At 71.6% G+C, this 16,751-nt stretch carries 15 protein-coding genes; 9 read left to right on the top strand and 6 right to left on the bottom strand.

Annotated features, from left to right (window positions below; genetic code table 11):
- The first annotated feature begins 33 nt into the window (after positions 1 to 33).
- The 3 genes from ROJ8625_RS12375 (at position 34) to ROJ8625_RS12365 (ending at position 4,673) form a co-directional block, all read left to right on the top strand.
- Positions 34 to 1,812, top strand: a complete 1,779-nt coding sequence (locus ROJ8625_RS12375; RefSeq protein WP_085792195.1) for an SLC13 family permease — start codon at positions 34 to 36, stop codon at positions 1,810 to 1,812.
- 160 nt (positions 1,813 to 1,972) lie between these two features.
- Complete coding sequence (locus tag ROJ8625_RS12370; RefSeq protein ID WP_085792194.1) at positions 1,973 to 2,302, top strand: hypothetical protein; 330 nt, start codon at positions 1,973 to 1,975, stop codon at positions 2,300 to 2,302.
- Complete coding sequence (locus ROJ8625_RS12365; protein ID WP_085792193.1) at positions 2,217 to 4,673, top strand: phage tail protein; 2,457 nt, start codon at positions 2,217 to 2,219, stop codon at positions 4,671 to 4,673. The genes ROJ8625_RS12370 and ROJ8625_RS12365 overlap by 86 nt, the downstream gene beginning before the upstream one ends.
- A gap of 6 nt (positions 4,674 to 4,679) precedes the next feature.
- Here the strand turns inward: ROJ8625_RS12365 and ROJ8625_RS12360 are convergent, their stop codons facing one another.
- From ROJ8625_RS12360 to rpiA, 5 genes are all read right to left on the bottom strand, one after another.
- Positions 4,680 to 4,868: a DUF2065 family protein gene (locus ROJ8625_RS12360; protein ID WP_085792192.1), complete on the bottom strand. Its 189-nt coding sequence runs from the start codon at positions 4,866 to 4,868 to the stop codon at positions 4,680 to 4,682.
- Between the two features lie 3 nt (positions 4,869 to 4,871).
- Positions 4,872 to 5,978 (bottom strand): protease modulator HflC, encoded by a 1,107-nt coding sequence (hflC, locus tag ROJ8625_RS12355; RefSeq protein WP_085792191.1) that lies wholly within the window; start codon positions 5,976 to 5,978, stop codon positions 4,872 to 4,874.
- Positions 5,978 to 7,147, bottom strand: coding sequence for an FtsH protease activity modulator HflK (gene hflK / locus ROJ8625_RS12350; protein WP_085792190.1), 1,170 nt, complete (start codon positions 7,145 to 7,147; stop codon positions 5,978 to 5,980). The genes hflC and hflK overlap by 1 nt, the downstream gene beginning before the upstream one ends.
- Before the next feature lie 65 nt (positions 7,148 to 7,212).
- Positions 7,213 to 8,703 (bottom strand): FAD-dependent oxidoreductase, encoded by a 1,491-nt coding sequence (locus tag ROJ8625_RS12345; RefSeq protein WP_085792189.1) that lies wholly within the window; start codon positions 8,701 to 8,703, stop codon positions 7,213 to 7,215.
- A gap of 177 nt (positions 8,704 to 8,880) precedes the next feature.
- Positions 8,881 to 9,669 carry a ribose-5-phosphate isomerase RpiA gene (gene rpiA, locus ROJ8625_RS12340; RefSeq protein WP_085792188.1) on the bottom strand — a complete coding sequence of 263 codons (789 nt, stop codon included), beginning with the start codon at positions 9,667 to 9,669 and terminating at the stop codon, positions 8,881 to 8,883.
- 153 nt (positions 9,670 to 9,822) lie between these two features.
- On the opposite strand from rpiA, the gene ROJ8625_RS12335 reads away from it, so the two are divergent.
- Together ROJ8625_RS12335 and ROJ8625_RS12330 are read left to right on the top strand one after the other, a co-directional pair.
- Complete coding sequence (locus ROJ8625_RS12335; protein WP_085792187.1) at positions 9,823 to 10,527, top strand: glutathione S-transferase family protein; 705 nt, start codon at positions 9,823 to 9,825, stop codon at positions 10,525 to 10,527.
- A 1-nt stretch (position 10,528) separates the two neighbouring features.
- The gene (locus tag ROJ8625_RS12330; RefSeq protein ID WP_085792186.1) at positions 10,529 to 11,902 is read left to right on the top strand and encodes an L-serine ammonia-lyase; all 1,374 of its coding nucleotides are present in this window, start codon (positions 10,529 to 10,531) and stop codon (positions 11,900 to 11,902) included.
- A gap of 230 nt (positions 11,903 to 12,132) precedes the next feature.
- On the opposite strand, the gene ROJ8625_RS12325 is transcribed toward ROJ8625_RS12330, so the two are convergent.
- On the bottom strand, positions 12,133 to 13,086 hold the full coding sequence (locus tag ROJ8625_RS12325) for a magnesium transporter CorA family protein (protein ID WP_085792185.1): 954 nt from the start codon (positions 13,084 to 13,086) through the stop codon (positions 12,133 to 12,135).
- 283 nt (positions 13,087 to 13,369) lie between these two features.
- Here ROJ8625_RS12325 and pdhA point away from each other — a divergent pair, with 283 nt between their 5' ends.
- From pdhA to ROJ8625_RS12305, 4 genes are read left to right on the top strand one after another with little or no spacing between them, the layout of a single operon-like run.
- Positions 13,370 to 14,362 carry a pyruvate dehydrogenase (acetyl-transferring) E1 component subunit alpha gene (gene pdhA, locus ROJ8625_RS12320; protein ID WP_085792184.1) on the top strand — a complete coding sequence of 331 codons (993 nt, stop codon included), beginning with the start codon at positions 13,370 to 13,372 and terminating at the stop codon, positions 14,360 to 14,362.
- A gap of 4 nt (positions 14,363 to 14,366) precedes the next feature.
- Complete coding sequence (locus ROJ8625_RS12315) at positions 14,367 to 15,719, top strand: pyruvate dehydrogenase complex E1 component subunit beta (RefSeq protein ID WP_085792183.1); 1,353 nt, start codon at positions 14,367 to 14,369, stop codon at positions 15,717 to 15,719.
- Entirely contained in the window at positions 15,716 to 15,985 is a 270-nt protein-coding gene (locus ROJ8625_RS12310) for a hypothetical protein (protein ID WP_085792182.1), read from the top strand. Before ROJ8625_RS12315 ends, ROJ8625_RS12310 begins: the two co-directional genes overlap by 4 nt.
- A complete protein-coding gene (locus tag ROJ8625_RS12305) occupies positions 15,975 to 16,748 on the top strand; it encodes an E3 binding domain-containing protein (RefSeq protein WP_085792181.1) in 774 nt (257 codons plus the stop codon). The genes ROJ8625_RS12310 and ROJ8625_RS12305 overlap by 11 nt, the downstream gene beginning before the upstream one ends.
- Positions 16,749 to 16,751: the final 3 nt, after the last annotated feature.

The following is a 16,751-nucleotide window of genomic DNA, read 5'->3' as shown; positions in this document are numbered from 1 at the left end:
GGACCGGGCAAGTGCGGCGGAGTAACGGGCAGCATGGAGTTTCTGAACCTCGGGCAGACCGCAGAGGCGTATGTCACGCTCGGCGTGATCGCCGTGATGTTCGCGCTGTTCGTGAGCGAGTTTTATCCGACCGAGGTCGTCGCGATCGGCGGCGTCGCGGTTCTGCTGGCGACCGGCGTTCTGCCCTACGAGGCAGGCCTCGAGGTTCTGGCCAACCCGGCGCCGTGGACGATCGCCGCGATGTTCCTCGTGATGGGGGCGCTCGTGCGCACAGGCGCGCTGGAGGCGGTGACGTCGGTGGCGCAGTCGGGCGCGCAGAAACGCCCCCGGACCGCGATGGCGGGCATCATGGGGCTCGTCGTGGTGGCCTCGGCGTTCATGAACAACACCCCGGTGGTGGTCGTGATGCTGCCGATCTTCGTGCAATTGTCGAAGGTTCTGGGTGTCACGCCGTCGAAGCTTCTGATCCCGCTGAGCTATGCGGCGATCCTCGGGGGCATGACGACGCTGATCGGCACGTCGACCAACCTGCTGGTCGATGGCGTCGCGCGCACCCGCGGCCTCGAGCCGTTCACCATTTTCGAAGTGACGCCGCTGGCGCTCGTCCTCGTGGTCTGCGGGCTGGGCTACCTGATGCTCTTCGGCCGCTGGTTGCTGCCGGCGCGGACGAGCATGGCCGGCACGCTGTCGGACCGCAGCAAGATGAAGTTCTTCACCGAGGCGGTCATCCCGCCCGACTCCAACCTGATCGGGCGCGACGTGCTGAGCGTGCAACTGTTCAAGCGCGACGGCGTGCGCCTTGTCGACGTCGTGCGCGGCGACGAGTCGCTCCGGCGCGAGCTGGAGGGCGTTCAGCTGCAGGTCGGCGACCGCGTGGTGCTGCGCACGCAGATGACCGAGCTCCTGAGCCTGCAGAGCAACAAGTCCCTGCGCCGCGTCGACCAGGTCTCGGCGGTCGAGACAACGACCGTAGAGGTGCTGATCACGCCCGGCTGCAAGATGATCGGCCGCTCGCTCGGGGCGCTGCGCCTGCGGCGGCGCTACGGTGTCTACCCGCTTGCGGTGCACCGCCGGAACCAGAATATCGGCCGGCAGCTGGACGAACTCGTGGTGCGCGTCGGCGATACCCTGCTGCTCGAGGGGGCGCCGGCCGACATCAAGCGGCTGGCCGAGGAAATGAACCTCGTCGACGTGTCGCAGCCGTCGGCGCGCGCCTTCCGGCGGGGGCACGCGCCGATCGCCGTCCTCGCGCTGGCCGGTATCGTGATCCTGTCGACCCTCGGCGTCGCGCCGATCCTCGCGCTGGCGGTGATGGCGGTCGCGGTCGTCCTCTTCGCGCGGTGCATCGATGCCGATGAGGCGTTCACCTTCGTCGAGGGGCAGCTGCTCGCGCTCATCTTCGCGATGCTCGCGATCGGGGCGGCGCTCGAAAGCTCGGGCGCGGTCGAACTCATCGTGCAGGCCGTGGTGCCATTCTTCGACGGTCTGAACGGATTCTTCGTGGTCGGCGCCGTGTTCCTGCTGACGAGCACGCTGACGGAGCTCGTCAGCAACAATGCCGTCGCCGTCGTGGTCACGCCGATCGCGATCTCGCTCGGCGAAGCGCTCGGCGTCGATCCGCGCCCGCTGGTCGTCGCGGTCATGGTGGCCGCGTCGTGCAGCTTTGCCACGCCCATCGGATACCAGACCAACACGCTGGTCTACGGGCCGGGCGGCTACGGCTTCACCGATTTCCTGCGCGTGGGCATTCCGCTCAACCTTCTGGTCGGTGTTGTCTCGACCCTCATGATCCCGCTGATCTGGCCGCTGTAGGGCGCGGGCTCCGGGCCCCCGATATTTGAACAAAGGATTAGCGCCGGGCTCCGGCGATCAATCCGGAATTGTGCATCGCCGATGTAGCTTCGCCGCATCGTCGCAGTCCGGGCACGTCCCGGCGCGGCCCCACGCACATAACCGCGAAGGTGAGGCGAGCATGGCACTGATCACATTCGAAGACCGGGTCTCCGAGCTCGAAGAGGATCGCGACGCGATCGCCGAGACGCTCCGATCGATCCGGACGGAACTGACCGAGCTGAGGTCACGCGCCGAAGCCGGCGATCTCGGCGAGCGGACGGAAACGGCGCGTCTTCTCGGCGATGTGCGCTACTGGCTGAAAGCCGCGCGCGAGACCGAGGGCGAGATCGCGGCCTTTCGCAAGGAAAAAGCGGGCATCGCATATGGCTACGGACTCGACCTCGACGCGGCCCGGAACGAGGTCCGCTGCCGAATCCATCGCCTCCGCAAGTGCTGCGCGTCGGACTGAATGGCTGCGCGCCCTGGGTGACGGCGTGGAACTGGCCTTGCCCTTCCTCTTCGAGGTCTGGGCGATGCCGCACCAGCTGCCGCCCGAGGGCGACTGGCGCACGTGGGTCATCCTCGGGGGGCGCGGCGCGGGCAAGACCCGCGCCGGCGCCGAATGGGTGCGCGCGGCGGTCGAGGGGCCGAAACCCCTCGACCCCGGGCGATGCCGCCGGCTCGCGCTTCTCGGCGAGACCCAGGACCAGGTGCGCGAGGTGATGATCTTCGGCGACAGCGGCATCATGGCCTGTTCGCCACCCGATCGGCGTCCGACGTGGAAGGCCTCGCGCAAGTGCCTCGAATGGCCGAACGGCGCCGAAGCGATGGCGTTTTCCGCACACGAGCCGGAGGGATTGCGCGGGCCGCAATTCGACGGCGCATGGGCCGACGAGCTCGGCTGCCCCGCCGTCGACAAGGGCACGAACCAGCCGAACGTCTTTCTCGATCCCAGATCCTCCGAAAGCCACCTGCCGCGACACTCGACCGGGCAGCGCGACGAACTGATTCAGCGGCAGTACCTGCGCGCGCTGCACCTCTACTGGGACGACCCGGACAACAACCCGGTGTCGCCGGTCTATGACGGACCCATGGTCGACCTGTCGCGCGCCTTCGTCTGGGCGTGGGACGCGCGGCCATACCCGTGGTTTCCGGGCCTGTCAGACGTGTGGGCCGACGGCGCGAACTGGCGCCGGGGCCACTGGATCACGGGCCGTGCCAGCGCGCGCACGCTGGCGTCGGTCGTGACGGAGATCTGCGCCCGCGCCGGTCTGCACGAGATCGACACCTCCGCGCTCCACGGTTTCGTGCGCGGCTACCTCGTTCCGGATGTCGGTGACGCCCGCCGCGCGTTGCAGCCGCTGATGCTGGCCCACGGATTCGACGCCATCGAACGGGGCGGGCGGCTCGTGTTCCGCATGCGCGACGGCGCGCATGCCACCGAGCTCGACCCCGACGCGCTGGCGCTGTCGGACGACCTCGAGGCCCGCCTGACCGAAACGCGCGCCGCCGAGGCCGAGATGGCCGGTCGTGTGCGCCTGCGCTTCTTCGAGGCCGACGGCGACCACGAGACCGTCGCCGAGGAAAGCGTTCTGCCGGACGACGCCACCCACGCGATCTCGGAGACCGATGTCGCGCTGTCGCTCACCCGCGCGGAGGCGCGGCAGGTGACGGAGCGCTGGCTGGTGGAGGCGCGGCTCGCCCGCGATACGCTGCGTTTCGCCCTTCCGCCCTCCCGGATCGCGCTGGGGGCCGGCGACGTGGTCTCGCTCGACGGCGCGCGCTACCGGATCGACCGGGCCGAGATCACCGATCGCCAGCTGCTCGAGGCCGTGCGCATCGAGCCGGGCACCTACCTTGCGGCGGCGTTTCCGGACGATCCGGCCACGCTGCGCCCGTTCGTGCCGGCGATCCCGGTTCAGGCCCGGTTCCTCGACCTGCCGCTGATGATCGGAGACGAGGCGCCGCACGCGCCGCATCTCGCACTGACGGCGAGCCCCTGGCCCGGGTCGGTCGCCGTCTACGATGCCGCGGACGATTCCGGCTACGCGCTCAACACGGTGATCGCGGCCCGCGCCACCGTCGGGGCTACGGAAACGCCGCTGGCCGCCGGTCCGGTCGGGCGGCTCGATCGCGGTGCTCCGCTCGGTATCCGGCTCTTCTCGGGGGCGCTGTCGCGGATCGACGGGCCGGCGCTTCTGGCCGGCGGCAACCTCTTTGCCGTCGGTGACGGCTCACCGGACGGATGGGAGCTTCTGCAGGCGCGCGAGGTCGAGATGATCGCGCCGGACCGCTGGCGTCTGTCGATGCGCCTGCGCGGGCAGTTCGGCACCGACGGGGTGATGCCGCCGGTCTGGCCCGCGGGCAGCGTCGTCGTCCGCATGGACGGCGCGCCGGCGCAGATCGCGTTGGCGGCGGCGGCGCGGCGGCAGGCGCGGCACTACCGCATCGGACCGGCGCGGCGGCCGCTCGACGATCCGTCCTACACGCTGACCGTCGCCGCGTTCGATGGCGTCGGCCTCCGGCCGTATGCGCCCGCGCACCTGCGCGCGGTCCCCTCGGGCGGTGGGCTCGATGTAACTTGGATCCGCCGCACGCGCATCGATGGCGACGACTGGACCGGCCCGGACGTACCGCTCGGCGAAGAGCGCGAGACCTATCTCGTGCGGATCCTGCGCGGGGCGGAGGTGCTGCGCGAGGCATCCACCGATGCGCCGCGCTGGCGCTACGAGGCCGGCGCGCTGGGCACGGACCTCGCAGGCGGGCCGGTGCGGCTCGCGGTCGCGCAGGTGTCGGCGCGCTTCGGTCCGGGGCCGGCCGCGCGCCTCGATCTCGGGTGACCCGCGCTAAAGCGCGAGCCAGAGGACCGCCACGCCGGTCAGGGCCGTCAGAAGCCCGAGGGTGCGCCGCGCCTCCAGCGGCATCGCGGCCAGCGCCTCCAGCACGCGCTCGACAAGCGAAGGGGCCAGCGCATAGGCCAGCCCCTCCACGATCAGCGCACCGGCGATCATCGCCAGAACGATCTCTGCGGTCATGCGTCAGTTCCCGACCGGTGCGTCCTCTTCGGGCGTGCTCTCGGCGTCATCTTCGCCGCTGCCCTGGGGCCGGTTCTGGTTGGCCCGCTCCTCGATCTGGCGCTCGGCCTCCTCGGCGGAGCGTTCGATCTCCTCGCGCGCGCTGTCGGGCAGGTCGGGCGAGATCTCGGATTGCGGCGCCAGTTCGCGCAGCCGCTCAACGTCGGTGTCCGAGATCTCGACGCCCTCGAGCCCCTCGGCCCGGATCGCCGCGAAGAGCGGTCCGACGAATTCGCTATCGGGCGAGATAACGAGCGTGGAGTTGTCTCGCTGCAGCGACCGCTCCAGCGCGGTGAGCGACCGGTAGAACGAGAAGAACTCCGGGTTGTCGCCGAACGCCTCGGCATAGACGCGGTTGCGCTCGGCGTCCGCCTCGCCTCGGATGATCTCGGCTTCGCGGCCCGCGTTCGAGGTCGTCTCGACCACCGTGCGGTCGGCCGCGGCGCGCACGCGCTGCGCCGCCTCGTTACCGCGGGCGATCTCGTCGGCCGCCTCGCGTTCACGCTCGGCGCGCATCCGGGCGAACGTCGCCTCGAGGTTTTGCTGCGGCAGGTTGGTCTGCTTCAGCCGCACGTCGACGATCTGCAGCCCGAGGCTCTCGGCCTCCGACCGCGCCTCCGACAGGATCCGCCGCGCCAGGTCCCGACGATCCTGCGACAGGATCCGGTCGGACGTGACCTGGTCGGCACCGAGCACTTCGCGGATGTCGGCGTTGAGGATCGAGCTCAGCCGGTCCTCGGCGGCGCGCACGCCGCCGATGCCGACCGCCTGCCGGAACTGCACGACATCGGCGATGCGGTAGCGCGCGAAGGCGTCGACCACGAGCCGGCGGTCGTCCGCGGGCGTCACCTCGATCGTGTCGGTGTCGAGCGACAGGATCCGGTCGTCGTAGTAGACGACTTCCTGGATGACCGGGATCTTGAACCCGAGCCCGGGCTCCTCGCGCACCTGCTTGATTTGGCCGAACTGCAGCACGAGGGCCTTTTCGCGTTCGTCCACGATGAAGATGGCCGACCAGACGGCGATCAACACGCCGACGATCACGATGATTGGGAGAGCGGTCCAGCGCATCAGTTCGACCCTCCGCTGGTCTGGTTGGAGTTGCCGGACGACGCCGCCGGACGGTTCCGGTTCAGCTCGTTGAGCGGCAGGTAGGGCAGCACGCCCTGTCCGTCGCCGCCGGCCCCGGCCTCGTCGAGCACGATCTTGTCGATGTCGCCGAGCGTCCGCTCGATCGTCTCGAGGTAGAGACGGCGCTGCGTGACCTCGGGCGCCTGGTTGAACTCCTGCGCCACCGAGATGAAGCGCGATGCCTCACCGATGGCCTCGTTCACCACCTGCGCGCGGTAGGCCTCGGCCTGTTCGAGCGTCTGCGCGGCCTCGCCGCGGGCTTCGGCCAGAACGCGGTTGGCGTAGGCGTCGGCCTGGCGTTGCAGCCTGTCGCGCTCCTGCTCGGCGGCCTGCACCTCGCGGAACGCGTCGATCACCTCGGCCGGCGGGTCCGCCGCGTCGAGGTTCACACGCACCACGTTGATGCCCGACTCGTACTCGTTGAGCGTGCCCTGGATGTTCTCCAGCGCCGTATCGGCGATGATGCCACGGTCACGGTTGAGGATCGGCGCCAGGTTCGAGGCCGCGATGATCTCGCGCATCACGCTTTCCGACACCGCCTGCACCGTCAGCTGCGGATCTCGGATGTTGAACAGCAGCCGTGCCGGATCCTGGATGTTCCAGACCACCTGGAACTCGATGTCCACGATGTTGGCGTCGGTGGTCAGCATCAGGCCGTCCTCGTTGGCGCCGCGGCCCATGCCGATGTTCTCGGTCCGCTCCGAGGTGACATTGACCACCTCGTAGGAGTAGAGCGGCCAGGGCGCGAAGTTGAGGCCGGGCTGTCCCGTCGACGCGTACTCGCCGAGGAACAGCTCCACAGACTGCTCTTCGGGGCGCACGGTGTAGAAGCTGTTCCAGGCCCAGATGCCCAACACGACCACGGCAACGATGATGCCGATCGTGCGGCCCGACGGGCCGTCGCCGCCGCCGCCCGATCCGCCGTTGCCGCCCCGGCCGCCCATCAGGACCCGCAGACGTTCCTGGCCCTTGCGGACCAGCTCGTCGATCTCGGGGATCTGGTTGTCGTCGGGCCGGCGTCCGCCGCCCCCTCCGCCGCCCTGCGGGCGCTGCGGTCCGTTGTTGCCGGAGCCGCCGCCGCCCCACGGGCCGCCGCTATTGCCTGCCATGAACTCTTCCCTTGTTGAACCAATTCGTTCGTTCTGCGTTATAGCTGGTCATGCGGGGGGTGAAATCAACCGCTCCGGACCGGCTTGCGCATGGTCACGATCTCTTCGGACATGGTCGGATGCACCGCACAGGTGCGGTCGAAATCCTCTTTCGTCGCGCCCATCTTGATCGCGACGCCCGCCAGCTGGATCATCTCGCCCGCACCCGGTGCGACGATGTGACAGCCCATGATCCGACGCGACGCCTTGGACACGATCAGCTTCATCAGCACCCGGTCGGGCCGTCCGATGAACGCGGTCTGCATCGGGCGGAACGACGTGCAGTAGACCTCGACCTCCTCCTGCTCGGTCGCGTCCTCCTCGGTCATGCCGACACTGCCCATCTCGGGCTGGGTAAAGACCGCCGACGGGATGTAGGCGTGATCGACCGGCGTCGGCTCGCCCCGGAACACGGTGTCGACGAAGGCCATGCCCTCTCGGATCGCCACCGGGGTCAGCGCCACGCGGTCGGTCACGTCGCCGATCGCGTAGATCGACGGCACGCTGGACTGGCTGTATTCGTCGACCTTCACCTCGCCGCGCCGGCCGAGCTGCACCCCCGCGGCCTCGAGGCCCAGATCGTCGGTGTTCGGCTTGCGGCCGGTGGCGAAGAGCACCGCGTCGAAGACATGCTCGCCGCCATTGGTCGACTTCACCCAGATCGGGCCCTTGCGCTCGGCGGCCTCGGTGTCGTCCTCGCGCTCCTGCGTCGCCAGCCCGCTGTCGCCGGCCAGCTCCCCGATCTGGTCGACGCTCGCGCCCATGCGCGCCTCGTCGGGATCCTCGATCTCGCCCTCCTCGGCACAGCGCATCTCGACGATGTTGGTGCCGGTGTGGATCTCGATCCCGCGCTGGCCCATTTCCTCGGCGATCAGCCCGCGCGCCTCGTCGTCGAAGCCGCGCAGGATCTGCGCGCCCCGGTAATAGAGTGTCACGTCGACGCCCAGCCCCTTGAGGATGCAGGCGAATTCGCACGCGATGTAGCCGCCGCCGACGATCAGGATGGATTTCGGCAGCCGCTCGAGGTGAAAGATGTCGTCCGACACGAGGCCCAGATCGGCATTGGCCATGTCCGGCCGGACAGGGTGCCCGCCGGCGGCGATCAGGATGTGCTTGGCGGTGACCACCTCGCCGCTCGACAGCTCGACCGTGTGCGGATCGCGCAGCGTCGCGCGCGCGTCGTAGGTCGTCACGCCCGCCTTCGACAGCAGGTCGCGGTAGACCTGCTCCAGCCGGTCGAGCTCGGCGTTGAGATGCCGCGAGAAGCTCGGCCAGTCGAAGGCCCCGCGCGTCATCTCCCAGCCGTAATCGTTCGCGGCCTCTGCCACGTCCGCGTATTCCGAGGCGAAGACCATGAGCTTCTTCGGCACGCAGCCGCGGATCACGCAGGTGCCGCCGTAGCGGCTCATCTCCGCCAGCCCGACCCGGGCCCCGGTCTCTCCGGCCGCCATCCGCGCCGCCCGCGTGCCGCCCGAGCCGCCGCCGATGACGAAGAGATCGTAGTCGAAGTCGCTCATGAATGCCTCCGGCTCGTTGCAGGCTCGGTATTCCACAGCGCACGCCGCTTGGCCAGACGCGGGCGTGCCCGCCCGCCGCGGCGCCCGGGGCCGCCGGCCGGCCGGCGAGGGGCGCTGCCCCTCGCGCTCCCCGGAGTATTTGCGACCAAGAAGAAGGGGCAGGGGCGTGCGGGCGGCTCAGTCGCCGAGGTCGCGGAAGAGGTTGTCGTCCTCGACGAAGTCGATGCGGTCCTCGCTGACGGTGCCGGCATTGATGTCGCGGATCTCGATGCGGCCGTCGCCGTGACCGACGATCACGGTGTCGCAGATGTCGATGAAGAGACCGTTCTCGACCACGCCGGGCATCTGGTTCAGCACCATGGCGAGCTGGCGCGCGTTGCCGATGCGGCCCAGGTGCAGATCCAGGATGTAGTTGCCCTCGTCGGTCACGAACGGCTGCGATCCGTTCATCCTGAGCGTGATCTCGCGGCCGAGCACGTCCATCGCCTCGAGCGTCTCGGTGACCAGCGCCTGGGTCGTGCGCCAGCCGAACGGCACCACCTCGACCGGCAGCGGGAAGGCCCCGAGATGCGCGACCTCCTTGGCGGCGTCGGCGATCACGACCATCTGGTCGGACGCCGCGGCGACGATCTTTTCCTGCAGGAGCGCCCCGCCGCCGCCCTTGACGAGGTTGAGCTCGGTGTCGAACTCGTCGGCGCCGTCGATCGTCAGGTCGAGCCAGCGCGCCTCGTCGAGGCCGACGACGTCGATGCCTTCCTCGCGGGCGAGCGCGGCGGTGCGCGAGGAGGTCGGCACGCCGCGGAAGCGCAGCCCGTCCTCGCGCACCATCTCGCCGAGGCAGCGCACCAGCCAGGCGGCGGTCGAGCCGGTGCCGAGGCCGACGCGCATGCCGTCCTGCACGTAGTCGGCGGCGCGGCGGGCGGCGACGAACTTGGCCTTGTCGATGGGCGAGAGCTCTGCGGTCATGGGCGGCCTCCGGGGGATCGGTTCCGCGCCGTGTATAGGCGGCGTGCGCGCCGGGCGCGAGAGGCAATCCGGCCCGGCCCGCCGGCGCATTCGGGGTGCGGCGCGTCGCAAACGGGCGCGGCGGCGCCGGCGCGGGCGCCTATCCGTCGCGGCATGAGCCGCTATCGCCTGCACTACGCCCCGGACAACGCCTCGCTCGCGGTGCGCCTCGCGCTCGAGGAGCTCGGGCAATCCTACGAGACCGTTCTCGTCGATCGCGCGGCGCGGGCGCAGGCGCAGCCGGCCTTTCGCCGGGTGAACCCGGCGGGGCGGATCCCGGCGCTCGAGACACCGCAGGGCCCGATCTTCGAGACCGCGGCGATCCTGCTCCATCTCGCCGACACGCACGGGGCGCTGGCGCCGCGGCCGGACGCGGCCGATCGCGGCATCTTTCTCAGCCACCTGTTCTTCCTGTCGAACACGGTGCAGGCGGAGCTGCGGCTCCTGGCCTACCCGGAGACGTATGTGGGGCGGGAGGCGCCGGCGGCCGCGGCGGCGCTGCGCGCCCGGGTCAAGCGCAACCTGTCCTGGCACCTCGACCTCGTCGAGGCGGCGGCCGGGGCGGGGCATGGCTGGCTCGGGGCGGAGGTGCCGTCGGTCGCGGACCTGCTGCTGGCCTGTCTCCTGCGCTGGTTCGCGATCTATCCGCCGGGCGAGACCGGCTGGTACGATCTCTCCGGGCGCCCGGCGCTGCGCCGGGTTGCGGCCCGCGTCGAGACGCGCGAGGCTGCGCGTCGTGCGGCCGCGGCCGAGGGGCTGGGCCCCAGCCCGTTCACGGCGCCCGAATTGCCCGATCCGCCGGAAGGGAGCGCGGTCTGAAATGTTCCTGTCGGTCTTCGAGATGTTCAAGGTCGGGATCGGGCCGTCGTCCTCGCACACGATGGGGCCGATGGTGGCCGCGGCGCGGTTTCTCGAGCGCGTGCGCGCGGCGGACTACACCGCGCACGGGCTGCGCGGGTCGCTGCACGGATCGCTGGCCTTCACCGGCGTCGGGCACGCGACCGACCGTGCGGTGATCCTCGGCCTCGCCGGGTTCCGGCCCGAGACCTACGACGCCGCCGCCGCGGAGGCGGCGCTGGCCGAGATCCGCGAGACCGGGCAGGTGGCGCCGGACGGGATCGGGCCGTTCGCCTTCGATCCCGGGCGCGACCTCGTCTTCGACTACGACCGGGCGCTGCCGGGGCACGCCAACGGCATGATCCTGATGGCGACCGACGCGCAGGGCGACGTGATCCTGCAGGAGACCTACTATTCCGTCGGCGGGGGATTCGTGCTGACCGAGGACGAGTTGTCCCGCGGCAAGGACACCGACGACGGCCCGCCGGTGCCGTACCCGTTCAAGACCGCCGCCGAGATGCTGGCGATGGCCGAGGCGTCGGGGCTGTCGGTCGCGCAGATGAAGCGCGCCAACGAGCTGTCGCGCGCCCCGCGCGCGGCGCTCGACGACGGGCTGGCGCGGATCTGGACGGTCATGACCGACTGCATCGACCGCGGGCTGGAGGGCGACGGCACCCTGCCGGGCGGGCTCTCGGTGCGCCGCCGCGCCCGCGGCATCCACGCGGCGCTCCTGGCCGAGCGCGGCACCAACCTCGCCCCGCCGCACACGATCAACGACTGGATGAGCGTCTACGCCATGGCGGTCAACGAGGAGAACGCCGCCGGCGGGCAGGTCGTCACCGCGCCCACGAACGGCGCGGCGGGCGTCGTGCCGGCGACCATCCGCTACTGGCTCGACCATGTGCCGGGCGCGACCCGGTCGCGCGTGCCCGAATTCCTGCTGACCGCGGCGGCGATCGGCGGGCTGGTGAAGTACAATGCCTCGATCTCGGGCGCCGAGGCCGGCTGCCAGGCCGAGGTGGGATCCGCCTCGGCGATGGCGGCGGCGGGCCTCGCCGCGGTCATGGGCGGCACGCCCGCGCAGATCGAGAACGCCGCCGAGATCGCGCTCGAGCATCACCTCGGCATGACCTGCGATCCGGTGAAGGGCCTCGTGCAGGTGCCCTGCATCGAGCGCAACGGGCTCGGCGCGATCAAGGCGGTGTCGGCGGCGTCGCTGGCGCTGCGCGGCGACGGCACGCATCTGGTGCCGCTCGACGCGTGCATCGAGACGATGCGGCAGGTCGGCGCGGACATGTCGGAGAAATACAAGGAGACCGCGCTCGGCGGGCTCGCGGTCAACGTGCCGAACTGCTGACGGACGCCCTGGGGCGGCTGGCGGTGCGGCGCGCCGCGGTCCTGCGGGGGGCAATCCTGCTGGAGACGCCGTGCCGGGGCAGGCATTGCGGCGGCCGGCGGGACGGGTTGCGGCGGTGGCGTGGGGGCCAGCCCCCACACCCCCGGAGTATTTGCGCCAAGAAGAAGACGGTGGGGGCGATCCGGGGGCCGTCGCGGCGGAGGTGGTGCCGCCGGGGCGCTGCGGTGGTGTCAGAGCCAGCCACGCCGCTTGAAGTAGAAGTAGGGCACGACGGCGGAGACGGCCATCAGGGCCAGCGCCAGCGGGTAGCCGAAGGGCCAGCCCAGTTCGGGCATCAGGCGAAAGTTCATGCCGTAGATCGAGGCGATGAGCGTCGGCGGCAGGAACATCACCGCGACGACCGAGAAGATCTTGATGATCGCGTTCTGCTCGATCGAGATCATGCCGAGCGTCGCGTCGAGCAGGAAGGTGATCTTCTGCGCCAGAAAGCCGGCGTGGTCGAGCAGCGAGGCGACGTCGCGGCCGAGCACCTTGACGCGGTCGCGCAGCTCCTTCTCGGTGCGGCCGCGCGCGGTCATCTGCCCGAGATAGCGCGCAAGGCGGTCGAGCGTGACGAGGCTGTCGCGGATGTTCGAGGTCAGGTCGCCCTTGCGGCCGATCCGTTCCAGCATCGCCTGGAAGTCGCGTTCGGTGGCGTCGCCGGGGCGGAACACGGCGCGCGAGATGGCGTCGATGTCGCCCGCGGCGGTCTCGAGGATGTCGGCGAGCCGGTCGACCACCGCCTCGAGCAGACCGATGAGCACCGCGGTCGCGTCGGCCGGGTCGGGCAGGAGGCGTCCCTCGGGGCCGGGAAAGGTGTCGAAGGCGCGCGGCGCGTGATGGCGGACCGTGACCAGCCGGTCCTCGGCGAGCACGAAGCTCACCGGGGCCATCTCGGGGTCGCCGTCCTCGCTCTGGGCCGGCAGGATCGCGGTCATGTAGGCGGCGCCGCCGGCGGAGTAGAGGCGCGAGGAGACCTCGATCTCCTCCATGTCGGCGCGGCTCGGCACGCGCAGCCCGACGAGATCGGCCACCTCGGCGGACTCGTCCGCGTCGGGCGCGACGAGATCGATCCAGATCGAGTCGTGCCGCAGCCGCGGCGCCGGCACCAGGTGCCGGCCGTCGAGCGTGAAGCAGCGGATCATTCTTCGCCTCTTTCCCGGACGGCGTGCGTGCCGCCAGCCATAGCGCCCCGTCGCGAAAGCGGCAATCGCACAGGCCGCCGCGAAAGCGGCAATCGCACAGGCTGCCGCGCAGGCGGCAATCGCACAGGCCGCCGCGCGGGCGGCAACGGCACAGTCCGCGGCCGCGGAAAACGCACCCCGGCCGCGCAGGGGTCGTCCCGCGATGGCGGCTTGAAAGAATATTGCGCGGCGCCTAGACTTGACGCAAAGGACGGCCGAAGGCCGGGATTGGGAGGGCGCGCCGATGGCGGCACGCGACGGGACCGACCGGGCGCCCGAGGCGGCGTCGGACGACGATGTGGCACTCTACCGCGACATGCTGCTGATCCGCCGCTTCGAGGAGAAGGCGGGGCAGCTCTACGGGATGGGCCTGATCGCCGGGTTCTGCCATCTCTATATCGGCCAGGAGGCCGTCGTCACCGGGATCGAGGCCGCCGCCCGGCCCGGCGACCAGCGCATCACCTCGTATCGCGGCCATGGGCACATGCTGGCCGCCGGGATGGACCCGGCGGCGCTCATGGCAGAGCTCCTCGGTCGCGAGACCGGCGTGTCGCGCGGCCGCGGCGGATCGATGCACATGTTCGGCCGCGAGGCGGGTTTCTGGGGCGGCCACGGGATCGTCGGCGCGCAGGTGCCGATCGGCGCCGGCGTCGCGCTCGCGCAGAAACAGCAGGGCCGCCACGCGGTGACGTTCGTGTATTTCGGCGACGCCGCCGCCGACCAGGGGCAGGTGGCCGAGACCTACCGGATGGCCGAGATGCTGCGCCTGCCGGTCCTGTTCGTGATCGAGAACAACTCCTTCGCCGCCGGCGTGGCCGGGGCCGCGGCGCGGTCGAGCCTGCTCGACCGGGCGCGCGCCTACGGCCTGCCGGTGCAGTCGGTCGACGGCATGGACGTCCGCGCCGTGCGCGAGGCCGCGCGCGACGCGGTGCTGCATGCGCGCGCCGGCAAGGGGCCGGTCGCGCTCGAGGCGCGCACCTACCGCTATCGCGGCCACTCGATGGCCGATCCGGCCAAGTACCGCACCCGTGACGAGGCCGCCCGCGTGCGCGCCGCGCGCGATCCGATCGACGGGCTGCGCCGCGTCCTGCTCGAGGCCGGACTCGCCACCGAGGACGACCTGCGGCGCATCGACCGCGAGGTGAAGGACGTGGTCAGCGCCGCCGCTGACGCCGCCCGGGCCGCGCCCGAACCGGCTGCGGAGACGCTGCATGCCCACGTCGTGGCGGAGGGCTGAACCGATGGCGACCGAGATCCGCATGCCCGCGCTGTCGCCGGCGATGGAGGAGGGCCGGCTGTCGCGCTGGTTCGTCGCCGAGGGCGACGCGGTGGAGCCGGGTGACGTGATCGCCGAGATCGAGACCGACAAGGCGACGCTGGAGTTCGAGGCGGTGGCGGCCGGCCGGCTCGACCGCATCCTCGTTCCCGAGGGCGGCGACCCGGTCAAGGTCGACACGCCGATCGCGCTTCTCGTTCCGGCCAACGACGCGACCCGGCCGGCGGCGACGGCCGCCGAGTCCGCGGCGCCGGCGCCGGCGCCGGTGACCCGGCCGCGCCCGCGCGGCGCGCGCGCCGCCGCGATCCCCGAGCCCGGATGGCCGGCCGGCGCGCACCTGTCGCCGCTCATCGTGCGCGAGGCGTTGCGCGACGCGCTGACCGAAGAGATGCGCCGTGACGAGTCGGTCTTCGTCATCGGCGAGGAGGTCGGCATGGCCGAGGGGCCCTACCGGGTGACCCAGGGCCTGCTCGACGCCTTCGGCGCGGCGCGCGTGATCGACACTCCGGTGACCGAGGCCGCCTTCGCCGGGATCGGCGTGGGTGCGGCCTTCGCCGGGCAGCGGCCGGTCGTGGAGTTCATGAACCTGTCCTTCGCGTTGCAGGCGATGGACCAGATCGTCAACTCGGCGGCGTTCACGCACTACATGTCGGGCGGGGAGATCGCCTGCCCGATCGTGTTCCGCGGCCCGAACGGCGCGGCCGGGCGGGTGGGCGCGCAGCACGCGATGTGCTTTGCCGCGTGGTTCGCGCACATCCCCGGCCTGCGGGTGGTCTATCCCTATGCCGCGTCGGACGCCAAGGGGCTGCTGAAGGCCGCGATCCGCGATCCGAACCCGGTGATCTTCCTCGAGAACGAGCGGCTCTACGGCAAGAGCTTCGAGGTGCCCGCGCTCGACGATCACGTCGTCGCGTTCGGTCGCGCCCGGATCTGGCGCTCGGGCGGCGACGTGACGCTCGCAAGCTACGGCCCGGCGATGGCGGCGACGCTGGAGGCCGCCGAGGCGCTCGCCGACGACGGGATCGAGGCCGAGGTGATCGACTTGCGCACGCTGCGGCCGCTGGACGTGGACACGGTGGCCCAGAGCGTCACCCGGACCCATCGGCTGGTGACGGTGGAGGAGGGCTGGCCGCAGGGCGGGATCGGCGCGCATCTCGCTGCCGAGGTCACGCGCGCGGCCTTCGACTGGCTCGATGCGCCGGTCGCCAGCGTCACCGGGGCCGACGTGCCGATGCCCTATGCCGAGACGCTCGAGCGGGCGGCGCTGCCGTGCGCCGAGGACGTGATCGCCGCGGTGCGGCAGGTGCGCTACCGATGAGCCGGGTCGAGGTCACCGGCCGCGACGTCGCGCGCGAGGCGTACCGCGTGCGCGTCGCGCTGCCCGAGGGCGCGACGCGGGCGCTGGTGCCGGAATGCCTGATGGAGGGGATGCGCCCGGGCGAGCGGCCCTCCCACCAGGAGGCCTACGAGTGGATCGCGGCGCACCGGCGGCCGCTGGCCGCGGCGGTCGCCGCGCGGCGTGCGGGCCGCGCCCCGCGGCCACCCTACGATCTGGTCACGCTGGAGGAGAGCGATGGACGATAGCGCGCACGACTGGTCCGATCCCGACGGCGCCGCGGAGGCGGCCGCACCGGCGCGGCCGCGCGCCTCGCCCCTCGTGCGCCGGCTCGCTGCCGAACGCGGCATCGACCTCGCGACGCTGAGCGGAAGCGGCCCGAACGGACGCATCGTGGAGGCCGATCTGCCCGCGCCCGAGGGCGCCGCGTCCTCCGCGCCCGCGCCCGAGGGCGCCGCGTCCTCCGCGCCCGCGCCGCGCGCGGCTGCGCCCGGAGCGCAAGCCGCCAAGCCGTCGCGCATGGCCCCCACCATCGCCCTGCGGCAGCGCGTCGCGTCCGCCCGGCTCGAGATGCTGGTGGAGATCCTTGGCGACAGCCACGGCGCCACGCCGCTCTGGGCCTTCGCGGCCAAGGCGCTCGGCCGGGCGCTCCCGTCGGTCGAGGCCGTCGCCGTCAGCACGGACCTGGCCGAGTGGCGGGCGCTGTCCGCCCCGGGCACGCGCGCGCTCGGCGCGGGGCAGGCCGCGCGGGGCAACGGCGCCGCCGCGGTCGCGCTCGCCGTGCTGCCGCACGCGCCGGAGGCGCTGCCGCTGCCGGCGGGACGCACCCTGATGCTGGCGATCGGGCCGGCGGCGGTTCGGTGCCCACGCTGCGAGGATGCGGCGCTCGATCTGCTTCTGGTGGCCGATCCGGATCACTGGACGCCGGACCAGGCCGCCGCGACGCTGTCGGACGTCGCCGCAATGCTGGAGCGGCCGGGGCCGCTCCTGTCCGGTCTGCCGGAGGTCTGACGC

The sequence above is a fragment of the Roseivivax jejudonensis genome, from assembly GCF_900172265.1.
GTDB lineage: Bacteria > Pseudomonadota > Alphaproteobacteria > Rhodobacterales > Rhodobacteraceae > Roseivivax > Roseivivax jejudonensis.
The sequence above is the reverse complement of the archived record's forward strand: the minus strand, read 5'-3'. Positions and strand labels throughout refer to the sequence as shown.

Bases quoted from the DNA above. Each gene is read 5' to 3' on its own strand.
- ROJ8625_RS12375 (WP_085792195.1), top strand. From the start codon at position 34: ATGGAGTTTCTGAACCTCGGGCAGACCGCAGAGGCGTATGTCACGCTC.
- ROJ8625_RS12370 (WP_085792194.1), top strand. From the start codon at position 1,973: ATGGCACTGATCACATTCGAAGACCGGGTCTCCGAGCTCGAAGAGGAT.
- ROJ8625_RS12365 (WP_085792193.1), top strand. From the start codon at position 2,217: ATGGCTACGGACTCGACCTCGACGCGGCCCGGAACGAGGTCCGCTGCC.
- ROJ8625_RS12360 (WP_085792192.1), bottom strand. From the start codon at position 4,868: ATGACCGCAGAGATCGTTCTGGCGATGATCGCCGGTGCGCTGATCGTG.
- hflC (WP_085792191.1), bottom strand. From the start codon at position 5,978: ATGCGCTGGACCGCTCTCCCAATCATCGTGATCGTCGGCGTGTTGATC.
- hflK (WP_085792190.1), bottom strand. From the start codon at position 7,147: ATGGCAGGCAATAGCGGCGGCCCGTGGGGCGGCGGCGGCTCCGGCAAC.
- ROJ8625_RS12345 (WP_085792189.1), bottom strand. From the start codon at position 8,703: ATGAGCGACTTCGACTACGATCTCTTCGTCATCGGCGGCGGCTCGGGC.
- rpiA (WP_085792188.1), bottom strand. From the start codon at position 9,669: ATGACCGCAGAGCTCTCGCCCATCGACAAGGCCAAGTTCGTCGCCGCC.
- ROJ8625_RS12335 (WP_085792187.1), top strand. From the start codon at position 9,823: ATGAGCCGCTATCGCCTGCACTACGCCCCGGACAACGCCTCGCTCGCG.
- ROJ8625_RS12330 (WP_085792186.1), top strand. From the start codon at position 10,529: ATGTTCCTGTCGGTCTTCGAGATGTTCAAGGTCGGGATCGGGCCGTCG.
- ROJ8625_RS12325 (WP_085792185.1), bottom strand. From the start codon at position 13,086: ATGATCCGCTGCTTCACGCTCGACGGCCGGCACCTGGTGCCGGCGCCG.
- pdhA (WP_085792184.1), top strand. From the start codon at position 13,370: ATGGCGGCACGCGACGGGACCGACCGGGCGCCCGAGGCGGCGTCGGAC.
- ROJ8625_RS12315 (WP_085792183.1), top strand. From the start codon at position 14,367: ATGGCGACCGAGATCCGCATGCCCGCGCTGTCGCCGGCGATGGAGGAG.
- ROJ8625_RS12310 (WP_085792182.1), top strand. From the start codon at position 15,716: ATGAGCCGGGTCGAGGTCACCGGCCGCGACGTCGCGCGCGAGGCGTAC.
- ROJ8625_RS12305 (WP_085792181.1), top strand. From the start codon at position 15,975: ATGGACGATAGCGCGCACGACTGGTCCGATCCCGACGGCGCCGCGGAG.